Annotated in this window: 25 protein-coding genes; 14 read left to right on the forward strand and 11 right to left on the reverse strand. The window is 45.0% G+C overall.

The genetic code is table 11. From position 1 onward, the window contains the following. Window positions 1-83 precede the first annotated feature (83 nt). On the forward strand, window positions 84-902 hold the full coding sequence (locus ACWJJ4_RS14290) for a M15 family metallopeptidase (protein ID WP_003153703.1): 819 nt from the start codon (window positions 84-86) through the stop codon (window positions 900-902). Between the two features lie 43 nt (window positions 903-945). Here the strand turns inward: ACWJJ4_RS14290 and ACWJJ4_RS14295 are convergent, their stop codons facing one another. Together ACWJJ4_RS14295 and ACWJJ4_RS14300 are read right to left on the reverse strand one after the other, a co-directional pair. Beyond that, window positions 946-1,200 (reverse strand): hypothetical protein, encoded by a 255-nt coding sequence (locus ACWJJ4_RS14295; protein ID WP_003153704.1) that lies wholly within the window; start codon window positions 1,198-1,200, stop codon window positions 946-948. Window positions 1,201-1,292: 92 nt separating this feature from the next. Then, the gene (locus ACWJJ4_RS14300; protein WP_077722469.1) at window positions 1,293-1,994 is read right to left on the reverse strand and encodes a class I SAM-dependent methyltransferase; all 702 of its coding nucleotides are present in this window, start codon (window positions 1,992-1,994) and stop codon (window positions 1,293-1,295) included. 146 nt (window positions 1,995-2,140) lie between these two features. On the opposite strand from ACWJJ4_RS14300, the gene ctpA reads away from it, so the two are divergent. Then, complete coding sequence (gene ctpA, locus ACWJJ4_RS14305) at window positions 2,141-3,544, forward strand: carboxy-terminal processing protease CtpA (RefSeq protein ID WP_454021742.1); 1,404 nt, start codon at window positions 2,141-2,143, stop codon at window positions 3,542-3,544. Between the two features lie 60 nt (window positions 3,545-3,604). Here ctpA and ACWJJ4_RS14310 read toward each other — a convergent pair whose 3' ends face one another. Further along, window positions 3,605-4,330, reverse strand: a complete 726-nt coding sequence (locus ACWJJ4_RS14310; protein ID WP_071391727.1) for a GntR family transcriptional regulator — start codon at window positions 4,328-4,330, stop codon at window positions 3,605-3,607. A 249-nt stretch (window positions 4,331-4,579) separates the two neighbouring features. Between ACWJJ4_RS14310 and bglA the strand changes: the two genes are divergently transcribed. Further along, window positions 4,580-6,022: a 6-phospho-beta-glucosidase BglA gene (gene bglA, locus ACWJJ4_RS14315; protein WP_176283377.1), complete on the forward strand. Its 1,443-nt coding sequence runs from the start codon at window positions 4,580-4,582 to the stop codon at window positions 6,020-6,022. A gap of 147 nt (window positions 6,023-6,169) precedes the next feature. Then, window positions 6,170-7,648, forward strand: a complete 1,479-nt coding sequence (locus ACWJJ4_RS14320) for a glycoside hydrolase family 30 protein (protein ID WP_454021743.1) — start codon at window positions 6,170-6,172, stop codon at window positions 7,646-7,648. Between the two features lie 34 nt (window positions 7,649-7,682). Here ACWJJ4_RS14320 and ACWJJ4_RS14325 read toward each other — a convergent pair whose 3' ends face one another. Next, window positions 7,683-9,173, reverse strand: coding sequence for a sodium:solute symporter family protein (locus tag ACWJJ4_RS14325; protein ID WP_454021744.1), 1,491 nt, complete (start codon window positions 9,171-9,173; stop codon window positions 7,683-7,685). Beyond that, window positions 9,173-9,373 (reverse strand): DUF3311 domain-containing protein, encoded by a 201-nt coding sequence (locus ACWJJ4_RS14330; protein ID WP_003153716.1) that lies wholly within the window; start codon window positions 9,371-9,373, stop codon window positions 9,173-9,175. Before ACWJJ4_RS14330 ends, ACWJJ4_RS14325 begins: the two co-directional genes overlap by 1 nt. Window positions 9,374-9,558: 185 nt before the next feature. On the opposite strand from ACWJJ4_RS14330, the gene ACWJJ4_RS14335 reads away from it, so the two are divergent. Continuing rightward, a complete protein-coding gene (locus tag ACWJJ4_RS14335) occupies window positions 9,559-10,482 on the forward strand; it encodes a ring-cleaving dioxygenase (RefSeq protein WP_003153719.1) in 924 nt (307 codons plus the stop codon). A 2-nt stretch (window positions 10,483-10,484) separates the two neighbouring features. Then, on the forward strand, window positions 10,485-11,087 hold the full coding sequence (locus ACWJJ4_RS14340; RefSeq protein WP_031306620.1) for an alpha/beta hydrolase: 603 nt from the start codon (window positions 10,485-10,487) through the stop codon (window positions 11,085-11,087). Between the two features lie 43 nt (window positions 11,088-11,130). Here the strand turns inward: ACWJJ4_RS14340 and ACWJJ4_RS14345 are convergent, their stop codons facing one another. Then, window positions 11,131-11,739 carry a nitroreductase family protein gene (locus ACWJJ4_RS14345; RefSeq protein WP_031379019.1) on the reverse strand — a complete coding sequence of 203 codons (609 nt, stop codon included), beginning with the start codon at window positions 11,737-11,739 and terminating at the stop codon, window positions 11,131-11,133. Window positions 11,740-11,868: 129 nt separating this feature from the next. On the opposite strand from ACWJJ4_RS14345, the gene ACWJJ4_RS14350 reads away from it, so the two are divergent. Further along, the gene (locus tag ACWJJ4_RS14350; protein ID WP_003153729.1) at window positions 11,869-12,210 is read left to right on the forward strand and encodes a winged helix-turn-helix transcriptional regulator; all 342 of its coding nucleotides are present in this window, start codon (window positions 11,869-11,871) and stop codon (window positions 12,208-12,210) included. 39 nt (window positions 12,211-12,249) lie between these two features. On the opposite strand, the gene ACWJJ4_RS14355 is transcribed toward ACWJJ4_RS14350, so the two are convergent. After that, window positions 12,250-12,618: a hypothetical protein gene (locus tag ACWJJ4_RS14355; RefSeq protein WP_102422256.1), complete on the reverse strand. Its 369-nt coding sequence runs from the start codon at window positions 12,616-12,618 to the stop codon at window positions 12,250-12,252. A 52-nt stretch (window positions 12,619-12,670) separates the two neighbouring features. Beyond that, a complete protein-coding gene (locus tag ACWJJ4_RS14360; RefSeq protein ID WP_173612991.1) occupies window positions 12,671-13,060 on the reverse strand; it encodes a tautomerase family protein in 390 nt (129 codons plus the stop codon). Between the two features lie 201 nt (window positions 13,061-13,261). Between ACWJJ4_RS14360 and ACWJJ4_RS14365 the strand changes: the two genes are divergently transcribed. Beyond that, on the forward strand, window positions 13,262-13,501 hold the full coding sequence (locus tag ACWJJ4_RS14365; protein ID WP_031379021.1) for a hypothetical protein: 240 nt from the start codon (window positions 13,262-13,264) through the stop codon (window positions 13,499-13,501). A gap of 34 nt (window positions 13,502-13,535) precedes the next feature. Here ACWJJ4_RS14365 and ACWJJ4_RS14370 read toward each other — a convergent pair whose 3' ends face one another. Then, on the reverse strand, window positions 13,536-14,000 hold the full coding sequence (locus tag ACWJJ4_RS14370; RefSeq protein WP_031379022.1) for a hypothetical protein: 465 nt from the start codon (window positions 13,998-14,000) through the stop codon (window positions 13,536-13,538). A 97-nt stretch (window positions 14,001-14,097) separates the two neighbouring features. Here ACWJJ4_RS14370 and rarD point away from each other — a divergent pair, with 97 nt between their 5' ends. The 4 genes from rarD (at window position 14,098) to bshB2 (ending at window position 16,370) form a co-directional block, all read left to right on the forward strand. Next, window positions 14,098-14,994, forward strand: coding sequence for an EamA family transporter RarD (gene rarD, locus ACWJJ4_RS14375; RefSeq protein ID WP_077722462.1), 897 nt, complete (start codon window positions 14,098-14,100; stop codon window positions 14,992-14,994). A 67-nt stretch (window positions 14,995-15,061) separates the two neighbouring features. Then, on the forward strand, window positions 15,062-15,340 hold the full coding sequence (locus ACWJJ4_RS14380; RefSeq protein WP_003153742.1) for a hypothetical protein: 279 nt from the start codon (window positions 15,062-15,064) through the stop codon (window positions 15,338-15,340). Continuing rightward, window positions 15,337-15,687: a YojF family protein gene (locus ACWJJ4_RS14385; protein WP_007611980.1), complete on the forward strand. Its 351-nt coding sequence runs from the start codon at window positions 15,337-15,339 to the stop codon at window positions 15,685-15,687. The genes ACWJJ4_RS14380 and ACWJJ4_RS14385 overlap by 4 nt, the downstream gene beginning before the upstream one ends. A 17-nt stretch (window positions 15,688-15,704) precedes the next feature. Next, window positions 15,705-16,370, forward strand: a complete 666-nt coding sequence (gene bshB2, locus ACWJJ4_RS14390) for a bacillithiol biosynthesis deacetylase BshB2 (RefSeq protein ID WP_031379023.1) — start codon at window positions 15,705-15,707, stop codon at window positions 16,368-16,370. Window positions 16,371-16,397: 27 nt separating this feature from the next. Here the strand turns inward: bshB2 and ACWJJ4_RS14395 are convergent, their stop codons facing one another. Beyond that, on the reverse strand, window positions 16,398-17,246 hold the full coding sequence (locus ACWJJ4_RS14395) for an STAS domain-containing protein (RefSeq protein ID WP_003153745.1): 849 nt from the start codon (window positions 17,244-17,246) through the stop codon (window positions 16,398-16,400). 13 nt (window positions 17,247-17,259) lie between these two features. Next, window positions 17,260-18,621 carry an MATE family efflux transporter gene (locus tag ACWJJ4_RS14400; protein WP_317461313.1) on the reverse strand — a complete coding sequence of 454 codons (1,362 nt, stop codon included), beginning with the start codon at window positions 18,619-18,621 and terminating at the stop codon, window positions 17,260-17,262. Between the two features lie 277 nt (window positions 18,622-18,898). Here ACWJJ4_RS14400 and cdaS point away from each other — a divergent pair, with 277 nt between their 5' ends. After that, window positions 18,899-19,525 carry a sporulation-specific diadenylate cyclase CdaS gene (gene cdaS, locus ACWJJ4_RS14405; RefSeq protein WP_156734902.1) on the forward strand — a complete coding sequence of 209 codons (627 nt, stop codon included), beginning with the start codon at window positions 18,899-18,901 and terminating at the stop codon, window positions 19,523-19,525. 118 nt (window positions 19,526-19,643) lie between these two features. Beyond that, on the forward strand, window positions 19,644-20,855 hold the full coding sequence (locus ACWJJ4_RS14410; protein ID WP_146284481.1) for a macrolide family glycosyltransferase: 1,212 nt from the start codon (window positions 19,644-19,646) through the stop codon (window positions 20,853-20,855). The last annotated feature ends 235 nt before the right edge of the window (window positions 20,856-21,090 follow it).

A 21,090-nucleotide genomic window follows, 5' to 3' on the forward strand; every position in this document is an offset into this window, starting at 1 on the left:
ACTTGAGATGAGGGTTATGCTGATTAAAGCAGCCCTCTTCTTTATGCATCGCCCTGATTCAAAAAAAGAAAGGTAAGGGTAAAATGAAGAAATCCACTAAATGGTTCTCGCTCGCTGCCGCTCTCAGCGTAACCGCAATCGTGGGCACCGGCTGCAGCATTTCAGGCGGCGACAGCCATAAGGACACAAAAACAGCAGCTGAAACAAAACAATCAGATGACACATCAAGCAAAAAAACAACGAAGACAGAAAACAGCGATTTTGTATTGGAGAGCAAATATTTTAATGATATTAAAGAAGTGAACGGGCTTGAGACCATTCAAAACCCGACAAATACACTTGCGCTCGTGAATAAGACATATACGCTGCCGGGAGATTATAAACCGAATGATCTCGTGATCCCGAAAGTCGAATTTTCTTTTACTGAGAAGATCGAGAAACGATATATCCGCAAACCTGCCGCCGATGCTTTGGCGGAACTATTCAGCGCCGGGAAAAAAGAAGGTTATGACCTGGTTGCCGTTTCAGGATACCGCTCTTATGACAGACAGAAAGTTATTTTCGATAATGAAGTCAGTCTGAAAGGTGAAAAAAAGGCGAAAGAAGCCGTCGCATATCCGGGGCAAAGCGAACACCAGACGGGGCTTGCCATGGACATTTCCAGCAAAAGCAACGGATATGAGCTGAATGAAGCGTTCGGAAACACGGCGGACGGCAAATGGGTGAAAGACCATGCGTATGAATACGGCTTTATCATCCGCTATCCTAAAGGCAAAGAAAATGTTACAAAGTATGAGTATGAACCATGGCATTTACGCTATGTAGGCAAAAAAGCGGCAAAAGCCATCCATGACCATCAATTAACGCTTGAAGAATATTTTAATGAAGTAAAGAAAGTGTAATGAGAAGAAGCCCGCTTGAAAAATAGAAAGCGGGCTTTTTTTATTACCAGAAGAGCAGACCTCCAAGCGCAAATCCGGTAATGAAACCAAGGCCGATACCGTAGGCTGCTCCCCAGCCTCCCCAGCCTCCTCCCCAATAACCGAATCCGTACCCTCTGTGACGGCCGCCGACAGGGGTGATATACACTTTGCTGTTAGTCACCCGTACGATTCTTCCGACGTGGACTCTGCCGTTTCGTTCTGTAATTCTTGCTACTTTTCCTTGGTGCTGCCGGCAAAGATGATAATAGTTTTGCATCTTTTCTCCTCCTATCCAACCTATCTTTCTATGTCAGCTTATGATAGAGTGCGGTAAAAAGGTTGGACGAAAACAGGAGGACAATTGCCGTTTTACTTGTAAGCGACAAAAGCGCAGTGTCCCATATATTCACGGTACGTCTGCATAAGCTCGTAATGAGCCGTCAGCGTATCGTAGTGAACCGGCTGAATAACGGGCGATAAATCCATTTCTGTAGTCGGCTCCTGCGCATTGTTTTCATAGACAGCGGGAATGAAATCCGCTTTCTGAAAGCCTTGCTGAAGCAATCTCTGTTTCCATGCCGTTTCATCCTGCAATACGGTAAAACCGTAGAAGTCTTTTATCTGCGTGATGGCGTTTTCCGGCATGGGCTTTTGTAAAGCAGCTTCAATGCCGATCAGCATGCCCCCGGGTTTAAGGACCCGCAGGATTTCAGACAGCGATGAATCAAGATTTGAAAAGGTGAGAACTGATTCGGAAAGAACGGCGGAAAATTGATTTTCAGCAAACGGAAGCCGCTCAAGCTCCGCCAAATAGCCCGGAATGGTTAAGCCTTCAGCGGCAAATCGTTTTGCTGCTTTTTCAAGCATAAGGGGATCCTTATCCACACAGGTGACGGGATACAGCAGGTGGCCGAGATAAGCGGCCGTCTGTCCCGTTCCGCAGCCGGCGTCAAGAATCGGTTCGTCAGGAGGAGGAGCCGCTTTTGTGAGAACGGCTTTGGAAAAAGCGAGCCCGCCCGGGTGAGCCCCTCCGACTCCGAATAAGGACAGCATTTCTAAATATTTGCTCAAAGGCCGAATCCTCCTTTTTTCCTCAGCATATGTTGAGAGAAAAGCATAGGTTTGGGTAAACGGGAAAGAAGGGCGCCTCACGTTTGAAGTTGACGAATGAGCGTTCGTCTATGATAATAATGTAAGAATAAAAAGGTGGTGTTTTCTTGAAGCGGCAATTTAAACTGTTTTTTATTATATTGATCACTGCGGTCGCAGCCTCGGCGCTTACGCTGTTTATCACGGGCAATACGACCATTTTCGGACAAGGCTCGGCTGCTTTGACGAACAGCAAATTTGAGAAATTCAATAAAGCCTATGAGCAGATTAAAAGTGATTACTATCAAAAAACAGATGACAGCAAATTAATAGACGGAGCGATAAAAGGCATGATCAGTTCCCTGGATGATCCGTATTCTTCTTATATGGATCCTCAGGAAGGAAAGTCGTTTGAAGAAACAATTTCCGCTTCGTTTGAAGGCATCGGCGCACAAGTGGAAGAAAAGGACGGCAGCATCCTGATCGTATCGCCGATTAAAGGGTCACCCGCGGCAAAAGCGGGGGTTAAACCGAATGACCAGATCTTGAAGGTCAACGGCAAAAGCGTTAAAGGCCTTAATGTAAACGAAGCCGTCGCATTAATCCGCGGCAAAAAGGGAACAAACGTCAAGCTTGTGCTGCACAGAGCGGGTGTCGGCGATCTGAACCTGTCGATCAAACGTGACACCATCCCGGTTGAAACGGTGTATTCTGAAATGAAAAAAGGAGACATCGGCGAAATCCAAATCACATCCTTCTCCGAATCGACGGCAAAAGAGCTGAATTCAGCCATTGACAGCCTCGAAAAACAAGGAGCGAAAGGATACATTCTCGATTTAAGGGGCAACCCGGGCGGCCTGATGGATGAAGCCATCAAAATGAGCAATATGTTTATCGATAAAGGGAAAAATATCATGCAGGTCGAATACAAAGACGGCACGAAAGAAGTCATGAAAGCGACGAAAGAGCGCAAAGTGACAAAACCGACAGTCGTCCTCGTCAATGACGGCACCGCGAGCGCCGCGGAAATCATGTCGGCTGCGCTGCATGAATCATCCGGAATTCCGCTGATCGGCGAGAAAACGTTCGGAAAAGGAACCGTGCAGACGGCAAAAGATTACAGCGACGGTTCTACCGTTAAACTGACAATCGCAAAATGGCTGACAGCGGACGGAGAGTGGATTCATAAAAAAGGAATCAAACCGCAATATCAGGTTAAGCTTCCTGAATATGCGAACCTGCCGTATTTAGATGCGAAAAAAACATACAAATACGGGGATTCCGGAACGACCGTCACCAATGCGCAAAAAATGCTGAAAGCGCTGGGGTACAGCGTGAATGTAAACGGCACGTATGATAAAGCATTTGAACAAGCAGTCAAACAATTCCAAGCAAAAGAGAAACTGAAACAAACAGGCATTTTAACAGGAGACACAACGGTAAAATTGATGACGGATCTGCAAAAACAGCTTGCGGACAACGATACACAAATGAAAAAAGCCGTTGAAACATTAAATAAGAATATGAAATAGTAAAAAACACCCGATGCGCCGCTCGCGCATGGGGTGTTTTTTGTTTGCGAAAAGCCCGCCTTATGTCGTTTCCTGTTCAAAAAGGTGGCTGTTCGCCTGAATGAAAAACTGTGATTGCTCATAGTGATAGGTGACTTTTGAGAAGTCAAACGGCTGGCCGTTGGTTAAATGAAAAATCGTTTCAACGCAAAGCTTAGGCGCTCCTGTAAACAGACCTAAGTACTCCGCTTCTTCCTCATTTAACATCCCCGCGTACAGATATAAATCTGAAAAACCGCGCTTTAACCCGAGACCTTCTCTAATATAATCAAATATTGATTCTGCCACGATCTCTTTATTCAAATACGTAATAATCGATTTGTTGTAAAATGACTCTTCGATACACAATGTCAGCCCGTCAATATATCGGATTCGCTTGACATAATACACGTCGCCGTCAGGCGGCATATTCAGATTTTGGGCAGCCTCAGGCGTGGGTTTTCTCACTTCCAGCGCTAATAATTTGGAAGTGACATTAAAATCTTCAAGTGATTCTTTAAATCCCTGATTAGAAAGCAGACTGATATACCCTTTTCTTTTATTCCGTCTGACAAAAATGCCGCTTCCCCTCACTTGAAACACAATCCCCTTTTTTTCTAATAAATCTAAGGACTTGGTGATCGTGCTTTTGCTCACGTTAAACCGGGTCATTAAGGTTTGCAGCACAGGCAGTTTATCCCCTTGCTGCAGCTGATGTTCTTCTATGTATTTTTCAATATCTAACGCGATTTGCTGGTATTTTAACATATACATTCCTCATTCATTTATTGTCCCGCTTCTTTCAGAATTATAGCATAATCGTTTTTAAAAGCCATTTCGTAAATTAACTATAATTGTTTATGTATTGATAAATTATACCGGTACAATTATAATGTAAACGTATAATATGAAAATGAAGGCAGGAATTCTTCTACACTTGTGAAGCGGATGGTTGAAGCTGCTGCAGTGCATTTATTCGGCATGCAAGCGGCAGTCAAATAAAGGAGGATATACACGATGGGGACATTGCCAAAAGATTTTTTATGGGGAGGCGCTCTGGCCGCCCACCAATTTGAAGGGGGATGGAATAAAGGCGGCAAGGGGCCGAGTGTAGTGGACGTCATGACGGCAGGCGCGCATGGTGTGCCCCGGAAAATAACAGATACAATTGAAGAGCGGGAATTTTATCCGAATCATGAAGCGATCGATTTTTATCATCGTTATAAAGAGGACATCGCATTATTCAGCGAGCTGGGCCTGAAATGTTTAAGAACGTCCATCGGCTGGAGCAGAATTTTTCCTAAAGGTGATGAAGCCGAGCCCAATGAGGAAGGATTGGCTTTTTACGACCGGGTGTTTGATGAATTGCTGAAACATGGGATTGAACCGGTAATCACGCTGTCACATTTTGAGATGCCGCTGCATTTGGCGAGGGAATACGGCGGTTTCAGAAACAGAAAAACAGTCGGATTTTTTGTGAAATTCGCTGAAGTGTGTTTTGAACGCTATAAACATAAGGTGAAATATTGGATGACGTTTAACGAAATCAATAATAAGATGGATGTGAATAATCCGATCTTTTTATGGACGAACTCGGGCGTCGCCGTTAAAGAAAACGAAAACGCAAAAGAAGTCATGTATCAGGCCGGCCATCACGAACTGCTGGCAAGCGCATTGGCAGTTTCGAAGGGAAGAGAAATCAATCCCGAGTTCAGGATCGGCGCGATGGTATCACATGTCCCGATTTACCCGTACTCATCTCACCCCGATGATGTGATGCTGGCTGAAGAAACGATGAGACAGCGTTTTTTCTTCCCGGACGTGCAGGTTCGCGGATATTATCCAAGCTATGCGTTAAAAGAGTTTGAAAGAGAAGGCTATCAGATACACTTTGAAGACGGTGATGAAGAGATTTTGAAAAACGGCCGAGTGGACTACCTCGGATTCAGCTATTACATGTCCACTACCGTAAAAAGTGACGTATCAAACGATAATACCGGGGATGTCGTAAACGGAGGATTGCCAAACGGCGTGGAAAATCCTTATATTACAGCGAGTGATTGGGGCTGGGCGATTGACCCGACCGGTTTACGGTACACATTAAACCGCTTATACGACCGCTACCAGATTCCATTATTTATCGTGGAAAACGGATTCGGCGCCATTGACACATTAGAAGAGGACGGTTCAATTCATGACGCTTCAAGAATTGAATATTTATCGTCACATATAAAAGCTTTGGAAAAAGCAGTCACATATGATGGCGTGGATGTAATGGGCTATACCCCATGGGGAATTATTGATATCGTGTCATTTACAACCGGAGAAATGAAAAAACGCTACGGCATGATTTATGTTGATCGGGATAATGAAGGCAACGGTTCAATGAAGCGGCTTAAGAAAGACTCATTTGAATGGTATAAAAAAGTGATTGAATCAAACGGCGCATATGTATCCTAAAGGTGTAAAAAGGGAAGGCTTCACCGTTGTGTGAAGCCGGCTTTTTATCAGTGGTTTTGAAAGCGCATTCATTTAAGCGGGAAGGAGGTGACTGTCCGGCTTTTCATTTAGAATCGCTTATAAAAATAAGGAAAGGGATGGTGGTTCATGTTTTTTGAAAAAAGTCTGCACATGACCCTGGTTTTTCTTATGTTTTTCTTTTTCATATCAAGCAGCACAGAAACCGAAGTGTATGCAGCTGATCGGAAGGCTTCAGACAAAAACAAAGTAAGGGTGTGGTTCAGTTCTGAAAAAGATCCGGCTTCCCGTACGTGGTATGACGGGCCGCTGGAAGTGAAATACGCCTTAGACGAACAAACACCGCTTACATGGACAAAAAAGAAGGCTTCTGACTCCGCCGCCGTGTATATTGATCCGTCGCGCCGCTATCAAAGTGTGTTGGGCGTAGGATCGTCCCTGGAAGAATCCACAATCCATAATTTATCAAAAATGACACCCGCAAAAAGAAAAGAAGTGCTGAAAAAATTGGTTGATCCCAAAGATGGTATCGGCATGGACGTTATGCGCATAACGATCGGGACATCTGATTTTACGGCACAGGAATTTTATACGTATGACGATATGCCTGAAGGCCAAACAGATCCTAAGCTCCGTCATTTCTCGATCCAAAAGGATATTGATTTACACATTACAGCAACCATCAAGGAAGCGCTGGCGATAAATCCGGAACTGAAAATCATCGCCTCACCGTGGAGCCCGCCGGCTTGGATGAAAACGAATGAAAACCTCAAGCGGGGAAAGCTGAAAGATAAATATATCGGCGCACTGGCCGTTTACTTCCGCAAATTTATTGAGGCGTACGAAAAGCAGGGAATTCCGATTTATGCGATGACCCTTCAAAATGAACCATTGCTGGAAATCGACTATCCGAGCATGTACATGCCGCCGTCTCAGCAGCGCAAACTGGCGATAGCCGTGAAAAAAGAATTGAAAAAACACATAATTGACACGAAAATTTGGATTTATGATCACAATGCGAGCGGGGCGTGGAACTATATTCCGCCGATTTTAGATGATAAAAAAGGAAACCGGGCGGCAGACGGCATCGCTTTTCACGATTATGACGGTGACCTTTCTGTCATGTCGGAAATCGGAAAGAGATATCCTGATCAATCTATTCACTTAACGGAGCGGTCTGTCTGGGGGACGGCAGGGGCGGATCGGATCGCACAGTATTTCCGCAACGGCGCGTCGAGCTACAATGCGTGGGTGACGATGCTCGACAGTCAAATTAAGACGCATCATTGGATAGGCACCCCAGACCCGACGCTGTTTATTCAGGATGCTAAAAACCCTGACCGCTATTGGAATATCCCGATCTTTCATATGACAGGCAACTTTTCAAAATTTATCGACCGGGGAGCAAAGCGGATAGAAAGTAATTACGGCTCCAAAAACACAGTCTCGAATGTATCGTTCCTTAATCCTGATCAATCCATTGTGACAGTCGTAATCAACCAGACATCTTCAGAACAAAAATTCCATGTCGTTTCAGAAAATCGGCAGTTTGAAGCCGTCATCCCGGCAAAAACCGTCGCCACCTACAAATGGCAGCACAAAAAGTAAAAAACCGGCACATTTACGTGCCGGCTTCTTTCTGTTAAGCGCCTTTTTGGTTCAGTTTATCAGTAGGCGCTTTATTGAATAAACCGTCTTTGACGGCGTTTGAAGCCGCTTTTTTTACAAAAAACGGGTTAAGGATAATAACGGCTGCCATGTTAGCGGTCAAACCCCAAAACCCTTCATATATACCGTGGGCGGATTGGGTGATATTTACCGTGAATGTCACGAGAAGACCGACGAGAAGACCGATAATTGTCGCTTCTTTCGTTTGATTCTTCCAAAATAGACTGACGGCGATAGCCGGAAAGATCTGAACCATGCCGGAAACACCGAGAAGCTGAAGGGTAACGAGCGCAGTCGGGAACAGCATGCCGAATAAAAGCGCGAGCCCGATGACGACAAATACCATTGAACGGGTGATCATCGTCAGCTTGCTTGGTGACACATTCGGGTGAATCAAATCCCGATATAAGTTATTCGCAAATAAGTTTGATGCTCCGATGGCCATGATAGAGCAGGGAATCAATGACGCAAGGGCGATCGTGGAGTAAGCAAAGCCCTGCGCGACTCCGCCGTAAGACGTTTGAATCAGCTTCAATAAAGCGAGCCGCGGATTGGTATCTTCCGGCAGGACAAGAAACGCGATAAAGCCGAGAAAGATAACAAGAATCAAAACAATATTATAAAGCGGCAGAAACATGCTGTTTTTGCGGACGGCATCTGCGCTTTTTGCCGTAAATACGCCGGTTGCCGCATGCGCCCACATAAAGAGCGCCAGTGCAGATACGATGGAAGCTGTGATAAACCAAGGAATTCCTTTCGGCCCCGAGTCCGGAATCGTCAGCATTTGCGGCGCTTTTTCAGCCAAAGTGTGAATCATTGGCGTCCAGCCGTGAAAATGGATCAGCGGGAGTGAGACGACCATAAACAGCATAATCACCCACACCAGAATGTCTTTAATAATCGCCGTAAACGTCGGCCCTTTAATCCCGCTGAAAAAAGTATACAGCGCTACAAGAATAAAAGAGATGATGACGACCATATTGACATTAATGACACCCGTTCCGGCCACCTGAAGCGTATCTTGAATCCCGCTCAGCTGGAGACAAATATAAGGAATGAGCATAAGAACGCCGACAATGGCGACAAGACTGGCCAAAAGCTTACTGTCAAAACGCTCACGGGCGTAATCGGCAAGCGTCGTTAATTTATGGATTTTTGCCACTTTCCACAGCTTCGGCAGAAAGAAATAAGCAATAAAATACGCCAAAAAAGAATACGGAATTGCAAAAAAAGCTACGCTTCCCCCTGTGTAGGCGGTGCTTGTCAAGCCTAAAAACGTATAAGCCGTATAGAGGTCCGCGCCGACTAAAAACCAGACGAGGAGCCCTCCGAACCGTCTGCCGCCGACAGACCATTCCTCAACAGAAGTACGTGATGATTTGTCTCTTCCGGCTATAAAGCCGATACAGACAACGGTTAAAACGATTACGGCTGTAATGATCAATGCTGTTATATTTGCGGGCATCAGTCCAGTCCTCCTTGTTTCTTCTGCAGCCTATAAATAAGAAACGAACATAATGGAGTGACTGCGATCCATAAAAGCAGCCAGAAATGAAAAAAAGGCAGCCCGATAATGATCGGATGAACCCGATTAGCGACTGACAGCAGGGCCAGCTGGCTGAAAGGGATTAAGATGAGAACGAAAATTAGTGCTTTTCTGACCATTTACTTTCCTCCTGAAACTTGATAATGCTCCTTATCATAGCAGGTGTCAGATAAGATCACAAGATATTTTTCAGAAAAAAAAGAATTCTATTACTTTTTTAACTGAAACACTTTAGTTGCATCTTCATTCATATTAAATTAGAATAGTTAATATCTCGAACTCAAGATATTTAGGAGTGAATACATTGAATACACAAGGATTGCACCATGTTACCGCATTTGCAAAAGATCCTGCTGAAAATCTTCGGTTTTATACTGAAGTGCTGGGTTTGCGGCTTGTTAAAAAAACCGTTAATTTTGACGACCCGGCCACTTATCACTTTTATTTCGGCAACCAAAACGGAGAGCCGGGCACGATCATTACATTTTTTCCTTTTCAGGGAAGCCGCCCGGGAACCGTGGGAAAAGGGCAGGCCGGAAGAATTTATTTTTCCGTGCCGAAAGGAGCACTCGCGTTTTGGAAGCGCCGGCTTGAAGAAAACGGCTTGTCTGTAAAAGAACAGATCATGCTGTCTGAACAAGTCCTTCTCTTTAATGATACAGAAGACCTGCCGCTTGCCATAATGGAAGATGAAAGAAGCGGACAGAGTGAATGGACTCCTTCGGGCATTACTGAAAAAGAAGCGATCACAGGCATGAGAGGTGTTCTTCTGTACTCGTACCGTCCTGAAGCAACCATTCAATTTCTCATAGAACGCTTCGGTTATTCAAAGACAGGAGAAGAAAATCAGATTGTCAGGCTGCAATCGGAGGCACGGATCGGACATATTATAGATGTTGACCTTGCGCCGAAAGAAGCAGGTGCCGGCGGTTACGGGACAGTTCATCATGTCGCTTTCCGCACGAGCGAAAAAGAGCAGGCGGAGTGGAAGGACATTCTTGCTGATTCTCATCTTGCTTCATCTGACATTCTTGACAGGTCTTACTTTACTTCAATCTATTTCAGAGAAAGCGGCGGCATTTTATTTGAAATGGCAACCGATGAACCGGGCTTTATGACGGATGAATCCTTTGAAAATCTCGGAACAGAGCTGAAGCTTCCGGAATGGCTGGAAGAGCATCGCAGTCAGATTACAGCTGTTCTGCCCAAAATGGAGAAAGGAGAATGATGATGAAACATGTGTTTGAACAGGGAACGTCAGAAAATGTTCTGCTGCTTTTGCACGGAACGGGAGGAAATGAACATGATCTTCTGTCGCTCGGACGTTTTATCGATCCGAACGCAAGTCTGCTAGGGGTCAGAGGATCAGTGTCAGAAAACGGCATGCCCCGTTTTTTTAAGCGGCTGAAAGAAGGCGTATTTGACGAGAAAGATTTAATTGAACGGACGGAAGAATTAAAGAATTTCATTGATGAAGCGGCGCAAATGTACGGGTTCAGCAGAGAAAACGTGATTGCTGCCGGCTATTCAAACGGCGCCAATATTGCAGCAAGTCTTTTGTTTCATTATAAAGATGTACTGAAAGGAGCGGTTCTGCATCATCCGATGGTGCCGATACGCGGAGTGAAGCTGCCTGATATGGAAGGGCTGCCTGTGTTTATCGGTGCGGGAAAACGCGATCCCCTATGTACAAAAGAAGAATCGGAGGAGCTTTATCAGTATCTGACAGATGCTCATGCATCCGTTGCTCTTGAATGGCAGGAGGGCGGTCATCAGCTCACACAGCAGGAAGCCGAGCAGGCACGAGCCTGGTACAGTGAGCGATTCCTATAAAAAACCCTTAGTCTGCTTAAGCGGACTAAGGGTTTCTTTCATCTTACAGCCAAGTTGAGACTTTAGATACAGGCAGCCGGTTGCTTTTATGCGCCGGCTTAACGGCTTTACCGATTGAAATCAGCATGACGGGCACGAAACGCTCGCTCACGTCGAATTCCTTAACGAATTGCTCTTTATTGAATCCGCCGATCGCGCAAGTGTCGTAGCCTTTTGCTTTAGCGGCAAGCATCAGCTGCATCGCTGCTAAAGAAGCGTTTAAAAATGCTGAATCGCGGGCAAACTGATCATTTTGGTATGCACCGTTAATCTGGCCTAAAAGCGTTTGTTTAATCTCTTCTGTGATATTGCCTTGCTCAGCCAGTTCAGCATAAACTTCTTCACCATTTTCATTTGCTTTTAAGTCGCCTAATACGGCAATAACTGCTGATGAATCAATAATCTGTTTTTGATTAAAAGCAACCGGAAGCAGGGCAGCTTTTGCTTCATCACTGTGAAAGACTTGAAAATGCCAATGCTGAAGGTTCCAGGCGGAAGGCGCTTGCGTTGTGATTTCAAGGAGTTCTGTCAATTCCTCTTTTGTAATGACCGCGTCTTTATCGTATTCTTTAACAGATGCGCGTTCCTTTAAAACGTCTAATACGGATGTCATCATGTTTCCTCCTTCGGATAAACGTGTTATCATAATAGAAAAGTTAGAAGCTTACTAAATGTAACTCGAAAACTAATTTTAATGGATCACAAAAAACTTGTCAATTCATAGATGAAGGGATGAACTCACGTGGGATATACAATGTGTCCTAAAATGGAATCCGCTTTTTCTCTTTTGGGAAAGCGCTGGAACGGCCTCATTATCCATGTACTGATGGACGGGCCGAAACGATTTAAAGATATGACCGAAACGATACCGACAATCAGCCAAAAAATGCTCGCGGAGCGGCTCAAAGAGCTGGAACAAAATGAAATCGTCGAGCGTCAGGTGCTGCCTGAAACACCTGTCAAAGTCATTTATAAACTGACTGATAAAGGCATGGCCCTGCAAGCCGTTTTTCAGGAAATGCAAAAATGGGCAGACAGTTTTTGCGAGCCCGGGGGATCTGCCAACGACACATGTGATGAATAATAAAGGCTGCCCAAGGCAGCCTTTTCTTAATGATAATGTTTAATCGTCATAAAAACCATTAATATCAAAATTGTTCAGATTGAGGTTCAAGCCTTTTAATTGCTTTAATAAAGCATCGAATGTAAGGAAATGATCATTTTTACATTCCGCCGGAACATCGTTCGGAGAAAATAGTTTCATTCCTCCCTCAATCCACTGTTTCCGGTATAACTGAAATGCCGCTTCAATTAAATGATCAGGCGTTACAATAAACCCTAAGCTTACGTCATGGTCCTCACTGTAGCCGAATTCAAACCCGCAGCAGGGGCAAATATCAAATGTTTTTTGATATTCGCCGTTATAAACGGGATTTGTCTCTAATCCTTTAAATCCGCATATCAAACAAGGATACAACTCACTAACCAACATACATCCCTCTTTTATTCAGTTTGCAATCATTCAGAACAAGCGGGGAGGCCTTTTACAGTTTCCCGGTTAAAAACTGAGCCTCACCGAGCCCGAAGCTCCAATCGGCGTTCCCGTTTTCTGTAATGGAAATCATGACGTCCTCGGGTGGTATGCCGCATTCTGTTTTAAGCTGATCAGCCATCAGTTGATATAACGTTTCTTTCTGATGTTCGGTGCGCGCTTTGCTGACAATGCTGATGATGACAAGATCTTTGCTTCTTTTGAAACCGAGCCCGGTATCTTCAATGATAAGCTCATGAGGCCGATGCTGGTGAACGATCTGATAACGGTCCGTTACTGGGACGTCAAAAGCTTTAACCATGGCGTAATGGGCGGTATCCAGTAATTTTTTTAATGCTGCGTCATCCCGGCCTTCAATAACGTCAAAACGAAGTAATGGCATATTTTATTCCCCCTGACGGTTTTATAATGTTGCAACTTGTAAAAAAAGTATAACAGTTAATCAAAATATAATCAAATTATAACCAAAATGTTTGTACGTTAATGCAATATCAAAGAGAGGCACATGTTGTTACAATCGCCCAATCAATTTCCTCATTTTATGAATACGCTTAAGAATAGGCAGACATAAAGGAGGAAAAACATGTACCCTCGTCATGCATTGTATCGCGGGAATTTCGGTCCTGCCGGATTTCCGGCGAGAAGTCCTTTTTTGTTCGGCGCTCCTTTATTCGGCGGATTTTTAGGCGGTCTTCTCGGAGGCGTGATTGCCACAGGTTTTACAAGACCCCGCTTTCCGTACGGGTTCGCCGGTTACGGATACGGAGGCGTCCCATACGGCGGTTTCGGGCCGGGAGCCGGCGGTTATCCGCCATTTTATTAAAGAAAAAACGGCCTGCATCGCGCGGGCCGTTTTTTTATCTTAAAATCTCCACTTCCGAAAGATTGTAGTCTTCCTGTTTTGAAAACATAACTTCAATCATCCCGTCTTTATAGACTGCTTTTGTTCCTTTCCGTTTGACGAGGCTCGGAAGTATGATTTCTTTTTTTCCTTCTCCCAGGCTGCTGTTCTCTACAACGAGGCTGTGTGACGTATGCTTAATCCTGATACGGTCGAGTTCCTCTTGTTCGGCGGGAATTTTCGCAAAAACATGATCGGATGTTTCAAACAGGTCAATTTCCGGCTTGGGCGGTTCCGCTTCGACCGGATCGGTCTTTTTGGACATCGGGTCGCGAAAAGGGAACTGTCCGGCATAACCGGCGCCGAATACGCTTTCCATCACTCGGTTGACATATGTCTCGACATCTTTCGGATCAGCATTTTTAAACGTTTCTTTAGAGAACTGATTTTGGAAGGGAAAATATCTGTTCCAATCAAACACGGCATCTCACCCTTTCTTAACGGACAACATAGTATATGCCCGCCGGAAGCTTCCCGTGATATAATATAATCTGTTTACAGAAAGGAAGGGGAAGGCCGTGCAAGGGAATAACGTAAGAAAAGGAATCATTTATACCGCTTGTTCTTTCGCCATGTGGGGGCTGTTTCCGGTCTATTGGAAACTTCTTGAACAAATACCCGCATTGGACATTTTAGCTCACCGGATTTTATGGTCATTTGTTTTCATGTGTGTGCTTTTAACTGTGCTTAAGAAGTGGAAAACCGGATGGCGTGAACTGCGTCTTTTGAAATCGGAAGGGGGCCTGCTGGCGCTTTTTTTCGCTTCCGTTTTAATTTCCGTTAATTGGTTTGTGTACATATGGGCCGTCAATCACGGCTTTTTGCTTGAAGCAAGTCTCGGGTACTACATTAATCCGCTCGTTTCCGTTCTTTTGGGCATCCTATTCTTAAAAGAAAAGCTTAACAAGATGCAAACAGCAGCCGTTTCTATTGCCGGGGCGGCCGTGCTCATATCTGCGTTTCAATATGGCGCGGTTCCTTATATCGCATTGCTGCTTGCATTCAGCTTCGGCCTGTACGGCTTATGTAAAAAAAGAACCCGCATGTCCAGCACGATCGGGCTGACGCTGGAGACGCTTTTGATTACCCCGGCTGCACTTATTTATTTAGGATTTACAGCTGACGGGAGCACTTTTGGCTCCTTGGGGGCAGGAACATGGGCGCTCCTATTTTTCGCAGGCGTATTTACGGCCCTGCCGCTGTTATTGTTTGCAGAGGGGGCAAAGCGTCTGCCCCTGTATCAAGTCGGCATTTTGCAATATATAGCGCCGACCATTACCCTTATGCTCGGCGTGTTTGTGTATCATGAACCGTTTTCCGGGCAAAAAGCGTTTACCTTCATTTGTATATGGGCAGCATTGCTTTTGTTTACATTTTCACAGATAAAATGGAAGCGGCCGATAAAAAGCCGCTAAGCCTTTCGCTTTCCAGCGATAGCTTAAATTATGTATAATCATTACGAGTATGTAAAGGAGCTGTACAATGGGCACTGATAAAGACATAGCAAAAGCCTATCAGGCACTGTGGAATAACCGCACTCTCCCGGCTTCAACCCTTGAAGAAGCGGAGAAGGCGATTGATCTTGAACTGCTTGATCAAAGAACACATCCGAGGCTCCGGAAGTCACCCGAGGAAAAGTTTGCTCTGGCGGTGCAGCGAATTGTAGATTCCCGGCTGCGGCCGATTGAGAAATATGAATTGGTTGAACTACATACGAAGCGTTTGCAATTTTTAAAAGAAGAAAGAGGGGAGCAGCTATGAAAGCGATCATAAAAGAAGATGTGCAAACTTCTTTAGAGCGATATGCCGATCGTCCTGTATATATCCATTTGGAAACAACGACCGGTTCTTATTCAGCGCATCTGAATGAGAAAAACATGACGGTTGTAGCCTATATACGCAATGCAAAAGTGACGTACCATCAGGCGAAAATCAAAGGAAACGGCCCGTACCGCGTCGGTTTGAAAACAGAAGAGGGCTGGATTTACGCAGAAGGTTTGACTGAGTATACAGTAGATGACGAAGACCGTCTGTTAATGGCGGGGCATCTGCCGGGCGGAAAATTGGCGATTTCGCTTCAAATCAGCGAAAAGCCGTTTACAGTTTAAAGAAAAGGGTGAAAATCATGAAAGAACATGTACTCGTCATCCTGCCTCACCCTGATGATGAATCATACGGAGTGGCAGGACTGATTGCTTTACACAGACAAAAAGATATTCCCGTTACGTATGCATGCGCAACGCTTGGCGAAATGGGCCGGAACATGGGAGATCCCTTTTTCGCGAACCGTGAAACACTGCCGCTGTTAAGAAAGCAAGAGCTGATTGACGCATGTAAAGCAATGGACATTACTGACCTGAGAATGCTCGGGCTTCGTGATAAAACACTTGAATTTGAAGATGACGAGTGGCTCGCGGATATGATGGAAGAGATTATCGACGATGTAAAACCGAGTCTGATTGTCACATTCTATCCGGAGCACGGCGTCCATCCGGATCATGATGCATGCGGCGAAGCGGTCATCAGAGCGCTTTACAGAAAGAAAAAAGAGGACCGCCCGCGCACGCTTTGCATGGCAATCACCCGCAACAGGGAGGAAGCCGTCGGCAAGCCTGATGTCATTCTTGATATTAAAGAGGTTGCCGATATTAAAATGAATGCCTTAAAAGCGCACCGCACCCAAACGGAAGGCATGCTGAGAGAGCTGGAAGAAAAAATTAAAAATAACGAGCCGGTTCTTCAAACATGGTTTGAAGAAGAAGTGTATTGGACATATCCGTGGAAAGACTGATAAAAGAAGGGATAAGGCTGAAATGCCTTATCCCTTTTTTTGTGTCAGATCGGAAGCGATCGCTTCCGCAAGCGAAGACCGTATTGATAAATTTGAAAAACTCAGTCCGAGCTGCACCGCGGTTTGGGCGATTTCAGGCCGGATTCCGGATAACGTCGCTTTCACGCCGAGCATTCCGAGTGATTCAATTAAGGTGAAAAGCTGTTGGGCAACCATCGTATCAATCATGGCTACGCCTGATAAATCAATGTACAGCTGCGTGATGCGCTTCTCTGAACACTGGTGCAGCGTATTCTCCAAAATCATTTTGGCTCTTGCCGTGTCAATATCCCCGATCAGCGGCAGCAGTCCGACATTGTCAAAAAGCACAATTACCGGCGAGCTCAGCTCTGTAATCAATTCTTTTTGCGCTTCAAGCTGAATGTTTGTGTTTTTATACATTTCCTCTATGAAAATATGAATGACCACATCAAACGATTTAATCAGCGTATGGAATATATCTTCGGCATCTTCTTCTGTCACGGTGTCTGAATGAAGTCTGGTAAACTGCTTTACATGGCCGACATACAAATCACGAACTCTGATAAACTCGCGAATGATGTAATGGATGGGAGTTTTTAAATGTTCTTTATCCCGTGCGGCTTCAAACGCCCACTTTTCCAATGCCGCTGTATATACTTCCTTCTCTTCAGAAAAAATCCGATTGAGTTGATAATTAAACGCCAGATTTTGTTTTTTCAGATTTGTGAGAACAGCCGGGTCAGTAGAAGCATAAACAGAATCAGGATCCGTATCATGAAGGGTATCAAACCATGTCTGACTGATGTCCTCCGCCCGTTCGGTTAAATAATCGTACAGCAGTTTATGTTTTGGCATTGCTGCTCCTCCTTTATAAAATCATCATTTTTTTCACATAACGCTTTTGCAGCTTCATCAGTCTGAAGAATAAACCGACAGCTCCTGCGGCAAGTCCTGCAATTAACCCGATCCAGTAGCCGTATGCCCCAAGGTTCGTGTAAGTGCCGACTGCGTAACCGAGCGGAAGCCCGATAATCCAATACGAAACAAAAGCCGCACCGAGTGTATAGTTGACATCCTTATATCCTCTCAGGGCGCCTTGTATCGGAGCTGCTACGGCATCAGAAAGCTGGAAAAACAGCGCATAGATTAAAAAGTGCTGCGTCAACAAGAGCACCTCCGGATCTGATGTATACATTCCGGCGATTTGCGGCCTGAACAGTAAAATGAAAGCAGCCGTGCATAAAGAAAAACAAAGGGCCATCACAATGCCGATATAGCTGTATGACCGGGCATCCCTGTAGCGCTTTGCGCCTGCTTCAAAGCCGACTAAAATCGTCATGGCCATAGATACGCTTAGCGGCAGCATATACAAGAGGGAAGCAAAATTCATTGCCGCCTGGTGGGCTGCAATCGTCACCGTCCGGAAATGGCTCATTAGAAGTGTGACAGCCGCAAAAATGCTCGTTTCAAAAAATACCGCAAAACCGATAGGCAAACCGATTTTCAAAAGTTTTCTGCATTCAGACGGAGAAAAACGGTACAGTTTCCGAAATACAGAGTACCCGGCAAACGGCTCAAATCTGAAGACGATAAAAAAGCTGATGGCGCAAATACACCAGTAAGTCAGGGCGGAAGCGAGCCCCGCACCGACTCCGCCCAATGCCGGCATGTTGAATTTCCCGAAAATAAATACATAATTTAAAACAAAATTAATAGGCAATGAGCAAAGCGTAATAAGCATCGTGACTCGCGTTTTGCCGAGTGCGTCAATAAACGAGCGCAAAACGGCGTACACAAACAAAGGAAAAATACCGAGGGATAAAAAGCCTAAAAAGTGTTTGGCGATCGTCCGGACACGAGGTTCCAGGCCCAAATGTCCCAAGATCATATCAACGGTGAAAAAGCCGATCAGGATAACCGCCGCACTGAGAATGGCCGCTACATAAACGGCCTGGATGACGGAAAACGGCACTTCCTTTCGTCTGCCGGCTCCAAACAGCTGCGAAACAACGGGCGTAACGGCCATTAATATTCCTGCAAGGCCCGTATACACCGGCGTCCACAGGCTTGAACCGATTGCAACACCGGCTAAATCGGCGGCGCTCACTTTCCCTGACATCACCGTATCCAAAAAGGTGATCAGGGAAAGGCCCGCCTGCGTGATTAAAATCGGAATGAAGATATGTAACAGCTGTCTGACCTTTTGGCCGATCGTGTTCGTTTCTCTCAATTTAGGTTCCCCGTTTCTTTATTTTAACGAGAGAAATTATAACATTTTATGTATAAAAAGCAATGAAAGCCGGCCTACTCTTTTTTGTCCGGTTTCGGCTTTTTAAACATCTTGGCATAAATGAATGAAAGTGAAATGACCCCTAAAAAGGTGCAGATATATTGCATCAGCCGTGCGAATTCCATATGATGTGCGCCTCCTTTCATGATTATGGTGTACACAGCGGCGCATATCCATGCGCGCGATGCAGAAAATAAGGGAAAGGAGATGATGTGACATGCGCCACACTCAAATGACGGAAAGCGCGTTTACCGCTGCCGTTCAAACGTATTTGAAACAAATTACGGAGGATGCCGGAATGATACTGCGGACATTGGATGAAAAAGACCAATGCCTTCTTTGCGAATTAGATGAACTGGGACATACGTTTCAGGAAATGCAGGCTGTCGCTTCGTCGTTTTACCTGCAGTCATATATCGAACATTTTACGCCTTCCTATACAGAGCTGGCGAGGGCCGTGCAGCATCTGGCGGAAGAAAAGCACGGAGCGCTGATTGTGATTGAACGTGCAGATCCGCTGGACGGAATGATACAAAAAGGGACCAGCCTGCATGCCGAGATCAGTTCAGCTTTAATTGAGAGTATTTTTTATCCCGGCAATCCGCTTCATGACGGAGCCGTATTGGTCAGAGAAAACCGGGTTGTATCAGCAGCCAATCTGCTTCCGCTCACAACAAAACATGTCGATCTCAAATACGGGACGCGCCACAGGGCCGCGATGGGACTTTCGGCCGTGACTGATGCACTCGTGCTCGTTGTTTCAGAAGAAACGGGAAAAATGTCTTTTGCTAAAGACGGCGGACTGTATCCGCTTGTTTCGCCGCGGGCGCTTCATACGAAATAATAAGAAAATGGGAATATTGTACCTATTTAATATTAATAAAGTGAACATCTTTACCTTTTTCTGTATTGATGTTATCGTTTAAATATACATAAAATTTAAAAGAATAGGGAGTGGAAAGATGGCAAATGTATTGATGATCGGCTTTCCGGGAGAAGGCCATATCAATCCGTCTTTAGGCGTCGTAAAAGAACTGAAGGCAAAAGGGGAGCATGTCGTATATTACGGCGTGAAGGAATATGAGAACAAAATCGCGTCAAGCGGAGCGGAATTCCGTGAATATGAAGATTTCCGAAAAGATGAATTCGGAAAAAACGCAACGGGTGATGAACAGCGGGATGCTACCGAGTTTTTGCTATTAATGATTGAGACTTCCAAAAAAGCTGCACTCCGTATTCTTGAGGAAGTAAAAGATGAGTCCTATGACTACATCCTGTATGATCATCATTTTCTGGCAGGAAGGCTTGTGAGAAATAAGCTGAAACTGCCGGCATATTCACTTTGCACGACTTTTGCAATGAATGAAGCATTTATTAAAGAAGTGTTTTCAAATACAAACCTTGTATCAGAGGAATCATCTCATTATCCGGCTTATACCGAAGCGGTCAGCCGGCTCAATGAAGAATTCAGCGCAGACATTAAAACGCCGTATGATATTTTCTCAAATGACGGCAGAAAAACCATCGTATTTACTTCAAGAGCGTTTCAGCCGAAAGAAGAAGAGTTTGGCGATTCTTATCTCTTTGTCGGTCCGTCCATAACTGAAAGGCCGGCGGCTCAGGATTTCCCGTTTGACCAGCTTGAAGGAGAAAAAGTCCTGTTTATTTCAATGGGCACGATTTTTAACAATCAGAAGGAATTGTTTAATAAATGCTTAAAAGCGGTCAGAAACTTTAACGGAAAAGCCGTCATGTCAATCGGCAAACATCTTGATCCGGCGGAGCTTGATGAAATTCCTGAGAATGTCATTGTAAAGCCTTATGTTCCGCAGCTTGAGATCCTGAAGAGAGCGGACTTATTTATCACTCACGGCGGAATGAACAGTACGAGCGAAGGGCTTTACTACAAAACTCCGATGATCGTCATTCCGATGGGCGCAGATCAGTTCGCCGTCGGAAGCCAAGTGGAAAACACGGGCGCGGGCAAGATGTTTAAAAAAGAAGATGTAACAGCGGAGCTGCTCACTGAAGCAATAAAAGAATTGAGCGAAAATCCTGAATATCAGACAAAAGCTTCTGAAATCGGAGAATCCCTGAAAGCGGCCGGCGGAGCACAGCGTGCAGCGGAATTGATAGCAGAAGACGTGAAAACTGCCGAGACCCGGGTTCTGTAATCAGCCGTCACCCGCTTCCTTTAAAGGAAGCGGGCTTTTTTTGATTGTTTTTCGGGAGGATTTTCCACGCCGTAAAGAGAATTGTATGAAAAACAGACAAGAAAGGTGGAATGTCGCGGAAAAAAGCCATGTTATGAAAATGATTCCAAAGTCTTTTGTGAAATGTTCTCAATTTATGTAAAATGTGTGGCGTTGGTGATGATCTAAGACCAAATGAATCGGAATTAATGTCGAC

The sequence above is a fragment of the Bacillus sp. JK62 genome, assembly GCF_053663455.1.